Raw genomic sequence first — 4,962 nt, 5'->3', positions numbered from 1 at the left:
ACACAGGGGGCACTGCGGGCGATCAGCGACCTGCACATCGCCTACGCCGAGAACCGCAGCATTGTCGAGGGCCTGATGCCGGGCTCCCCCGACGACTGGCTGATAGTCGCCGGCGACGTCGGCGAGCTGATGGCCGACATCGAGTGGGCACTCGCCCTCCTGCGGGACCGCTTCGCGCAGGTGATCTGGGTCCCCGGCAACCACGAGCTGTGGACGGTCAAAGGGGAGACCAGCCCGCTGCGCGGCGTCCAGCGCTACGAGCAACTGGTGGCCATGTGCCGCCGGCTCGGCGTGCTCACGCCCGAGGACCCGTACCCGGTGTGGACGGGAGCGGGGGGGCCTGTCCGGATCGCGCCGCTGTTCCTGCTGTACGACTACACCTTCTTGACGCCGGGGACGACGACCCGGGAGGAGTCGCTGGCCAAGGCGTTCGACGCCGGGGTTGTCTGCACCGACGAGTACTTCCTGCACCCGGACCCGTACCCGACCCGCCAGGCGTGGTGCGCAGCCCGGGTCGAGGAGACCGAGCGGCGCCTGCGGGAGGTGTCGGGCGACCTGCCGCTGGTCCTGGTCAACCACTGGCCGCTGGTGCGCACGCCCACCGAGGTGATGATCCATCAGGAGTTCGTGCAGTGGTGCGGAACGGTGAGCACCGCCGACTGGCACACCCGCTTCGGCGCGAAGGTCGTGGTCTACGGCCACCTGCACATACCCCGGCACACCGTGTACGACAACGTCCCCTTCGAAGAGGTCTCGCTCGGCTACCCCCGCGAGTGGCGCCGCTTCGGACTCCGGCCCGACCTCGCCCGGGAGATCCTGCCTCGTACGAAGGGCGAGGACGCATGATCGAAGGGATCCTGCCCTCCTCGGTGCGCTGGGTTCAGTCCTTCACCGACCGCACGGACATCGAGCTGTTCCCCGAGGAGCAGGCCGTCGTCGCCAATGCGGTCGAGAAGCGACAGACCGAGTTCGCCACCGTCCGGGCGTGCGCGCGGGACGCGCTGGCCGCACTCGGCCACCCGCCCGTGCCGCTCGTGCCGGGAGAACGGGGCGCTCCGAGCTGGCCGGCCGGGGTGGTGGGAAGCATGACGCACTGCGCCGGCTACCGCGCCGCCGTGGTGGCACGCAGCAGCGACGTGGCGACCCTCGGGATCGACGCCGAGCCCAACCATGCCCTGCCCGAGGGCGTCCTGCCGGCGATCGGCCGCCCCGAGGACCTCACCGCCCTGGCGGCGCTGCCGAACTCGGCCGGGATCGCCTGGGACCGCATCCTCTTCAGCGCCAAGGAGTCCGTCTACAAAGCATGGTTTCCGGTGGCCCGGCAGTGGCTGGACTTCGAGGATGCGACGGTGACGATCGACCCCGACGGGACGTTCACTGCCCGCATCCTCATCCCCGGACCGACGCTGAGCGGCCGGCCGCTGACCGCCCTTTCCGGGCGGTGGGCGGCCGACGACAACCTCGTGATGACCGCGGTCGTGGTCGGGCAGGACGCCTGACACGTAGGCAGAGCGGGACCGGCCGGGGCAGGTCAGAGCGGGCCCCGGCCGGCGCAGGTCAGAGCGGGATCCGGCCGGCGTCGGCCAGCTTCCTGCCCAGCAGCTCGGCCACCGTCGTCCACTGCTCGACGAGGTAGAAGTGCCCGCCGGGCAGGACTTGCAGGTCGAAGTCGCCGCTCGTGACCGCGCCCCACTGCCCGGCGTCGTCGACCGAGGTACGCGGGTCGCTGTCGCCGACGAAGGCGGTTATCGGGGCCTGCAGCCGCCGCGTCGGGCTGTACCGGTGCGTCTCCAGCGCCCGGTAGTCGGCCCGCATCGGCCGCAGGATCATCTCTCTCACATCCGGATCGTCCAGCATCGACGAGCCCGTGCCGTTGAGTTCACGAACCTCGCGCAACAGCCCCTGCTCGTCACGCAGGTGTACGTTCTCACCCCTGGGCCTGCTGGGCGAACGCCGACCGGAGACGAACAGCTGGTCGGCCGGCAGCACTGCCCGCTCCTGCAGTTGCAGCGCCACCTCGAACGCGAGCAGCGCGCCCATGCTGTGGCCGAACAGCGACACCGGGCGGCCGTCGTCGGTGGCCACCACCGACTCCACGACGTACGCCGCCATCTCGCGCAGGTCTGTCAGGCACGGCTCCTTGTGCCGGTCCTGGCGTCCCGGGTACTGCACCACACTGACCTCGGCGGCGCCGGTCGCGGCCATCGCCCCGGAGAAGGGGAAGTAGTAGCTCGCCGACCCGCCCGCGTGCGGGAAGCAGATCAGCCGCGGCACCTTGTCGCCAACGGGGTGGTACCGCCGCAGCCAGGCAGCGGGATCAACGGATGACATTATCGGTTCCCTTCCGGAACGCGGGTTCGACGCAGGCTCGAAGCAGTGCGACGCAAGCTCGAGGCGAGTGCGACGCCACATCGACGTGGGGTCAGCCCAGGACGAGTTGGAGCTCTTCATAACCGTTGAGCCCGATGGCGTCCCGGCGCGCCGGCGTCCCCACCACCTCGATGCTGCTGAAACGCTCCAGGAAGGCCGGGAACAGTACCGAGGCCTCCAGGCGTGCCAGGTTGCCGCCCATGCAGAAGTGCGGGCCCGCGCTGAAGGCCAGGTTGGCGCCCTCGCTGCGGGTGAGGTCCAGCCTGCCCGGGTCGGTGAACTGGCGCGGGTCGCGGTTGGCCGCGGCCAGCAGCGCGACGACCAGGCTGTTCGCCGGGACGACCTGGTCACCCAGCGGGGTGTCCTCCTTCATCATCCGGCTGGCGGCGGTGATCGGCGTGTTGTAGCGCAGCAGCTCCTCCACGGCCGTCGACGTGACGGACGGGTCGCGGCGCCACAGCTCCAGCTGGTCCGGATGCTCCAGCAGCGAGGTCAGCCCGGCGCTGATGAGTGAGGTCGTGGTCTCGAACCCGGCGACGAACAGGAATGTCGCCAGCGACATCGTCTCCTCCGGCGACAGGCGCGCGTTGTCCCCCTCGCGGACCAGGGTCGACAGCAGGTCCTCGCGTGGGCTCCTGCGGCGCTCGTCCAGGATCCGGTCGAAGTACTCGCGCAGCTCGACCGCCGCCTCGTCGGCGCGGGCCAGGTCGTCCTCCGAGTAGTAGCCGCCCGACCAGACCCGGGACCAGTTGTTGGCCACGTGGTAGAAGTGCATGCCGTCCTCGTCCGGTACGCCCAGCATCTCGCTGATGACGGCGACGGGGAACGGGCTGGCCAGCGCCTTGATCAGGTCCACGGGGGCGCCACCGTCCGCCTGCTCGACGATGTCGTCGAGGTGACGGCGCATCAGCCGCTGAATGCTGGGCCCCAGGGCGCGCACCGCGGCCGGGGTGAAGACCCTGCCGGCCAGACCCCGGACCCTGGTGTGGTCCGGTGGGTCGAGGGTGATCAGCGCGCTGAGGTACATCCGCAGCGCCTCGTGCTCAGCCCAGTCCGGGCGCATGGTGCTCGCCGCACGCGGGCCGTTGCGGGTGGTGTTGGCGCGCAGGATCGCCGAGGACTCGGCGTACCCCGTCACGGCCCACAGCCCGAGCGACGGGCTGCGGTACACCCGGTCGGTGCCCATCAGCACGTCGTAGAGCGGGAACGGGTCCGCCGGCTGCGGCGGACTGAACAACTGGATCACCGCGTCGTCCGGCGTCACGGTGCTCAGCTCGATCGTCATCGTGGATCTCCCATGGCGTCTCGGCGCGACGCAGCAGGCGCGCTCGGAGCGGTTATGCGCGGGCGAGCCCCACGCTACGGCGGGCATCCGGGGCGCAAGTACCCCTAGCCTCCCCCTGAGTCGGGGCCACTCCCCGTGCCGGGAGTGGCCCCCGGTATCGCAATCGTCAGCCGCCACTGAGCTCGGCGTCGAGTACGGCGAACAGCTCGTCGTCGCTCGCGTCGTCGAGCGCGGCAGCCGCCTCCTCCTGGGCCGAAAGGGCCGCGGTGCGCGACCGCCACAGCTGCACGAGCGACTCCAGCCCCGCCGTGATGGCGGCCTGCTCCTCGGAGGTCCGGGAGGCGTTCGACAGCAGCGCCTCCAGCCGGTTCATCCGGCCCAGCAACGCCTCGGCACTGTCCTCGGCCGGCGGCCGGAGCTCCGCGTCCAGCCAGACCGCGGTGCGCCGCGCGGTGGGATGGTCGAACACGAGCGTGCTGGGCAGCGACAGCCCGGTACGCCGGCCGAGGCGGTTGCGCACCTCGACGGCGGCCATCGAGTCGAAGCCGAGCTCGGAGAAGGCCTTGTCGGGGTCAACGGTTTCCGCGTCGGCGTGCCCGAGCACCTGCGCCACCTGCTCCCGCACCAGCGCCAACAACAACTGGCCGCGGGTCTCGTCGTCCTTGTCCACAAGGTCGCGTACGAACCGCTGCGGATCCGTACGCCGGGCGGGCCTCGGCCGCGACGCAGGCGGGGTCTCCCCCAGGTCCTCGGTGGCCTGGAGCGGGACGGCATGGAGGGCCACCGAGCCGGCCGACGCCACGGGGCGCCCGGAGACGGTCTCCACGGAGAGACCGTTGCCGGTGAAGGCCATCCGCAGGGCCGACGGCGACGGCTCGTCCTCCCACCGCACGTTGTGCCACGTCGAACCGGTCAGCGCGCTGCCCGGCTCCACGTCGGCGTCGACAGCCAGGAGTTGGCACAACCCGTCGAGGAGGGCCGGGTGGATCCGGTGGCCGTCGGCGTCGGCATCCTCGGGCAGAGCGACCTCGACGTAGAGCTCACCATCGCGCTGCCAGGCCGCCTGGACGCTCTGGAACAGCGGTCCGGTACGGAAGCCGCGCGCCGCGAGGCGTTCGTACAGCTCGTCGATGTCCAGCTCCGCCGCGTCGGCGGGCGGCCGGGTACCGGTGCCGGGAGCGGTCCCGCCGCCCGAGCCGTCCGTCGTTGGGTTGGTGAGGGTGCCGGTGGCGTGGGTGGTCCAGTCGGTGTCCTGACCGGGACGGGAGTGGATGGAAACCTCGGCCTGCTCCCCCGCCCGGACCACC

General features: G+C 71.3%; 5 protein-coding genes. 2 read left to right on the top strand and 3 right to left on the bottom strand.

Features of this window, described 5'->3' with window-relative positions; genetic code table 11:
- The coding region (locus tag ACWDZ6_RS27680; protein WP_451504995.1) for a metallophosphoesterase family protein at positions 1–846 on the top strand (846 nt) is incomplete at its 5' end.
- On the top strand, positions 843–1,499 hold the full coding sequence (locus tag ACWDZ6_RS27675) for a 4'-phosphopantetheinyl transferase family protein (protein ID WP_451504994.1): 657 nt from the start codon (positions 843–845) through the stop codon (positions 1,497–1,499). The genes ACWDZ6_RS27680 and ACWDZ6_RS27675, both read left to right, overlap by 4 nt.
- 58 nt (positions 1,500–1,557) lie before the next feature.
- Here the strand turns inward: ACWDZ6_RS27675 and ACWDZ6_RS27670 are convergent, their stop codons facing one another.
- From ACWDZ6_RS27670 to ACWDZ6_RS27660, 3 genes are all read right to left on the bottom strand, one after another.
- Positions 1,558–2,331 carry a thioesterase II family protein gene (locus ACWDZ6_RS27670; protein WP_451504993.1) on the bottom strand — a complete coding sequence of 258 codons (774 nt, stop codon included), beginning with the start codon at positions 2,329–2,331 and terminating at the stop codon, positions 1,558–1,560.
- A 91-nt stretch (positions 2,332–2,422) separates the two neighbouring features.
- Entirely contained in the window at positions 2,423–3,655 is a 1,233-nt protein-coding gene (locus ACWDZ6_RS27665; RefSeq protein WP_326653230.1) for a cytochrome P450, read from the bottom strand.
- 166 nt (positions 3,656–3,821) lie between these two features.
- On the bottom strand, positions 3,822–4,962 hold a 1,141-nt coding region (locus ACWDZ6_RS27660), incomplete at its 5' end, for a polyketide synthase dehydratase domain-containing protein (protein WP_451504992.1).

The sequence above is a fragment of the Streptomyces sp. NPDC002926 genome (assembly GCF_053591755.1).
Note: the sequence above shows the minus strand (reverse complement) of the source record. Positions and strands in the feature narration are given on the sequence as shown.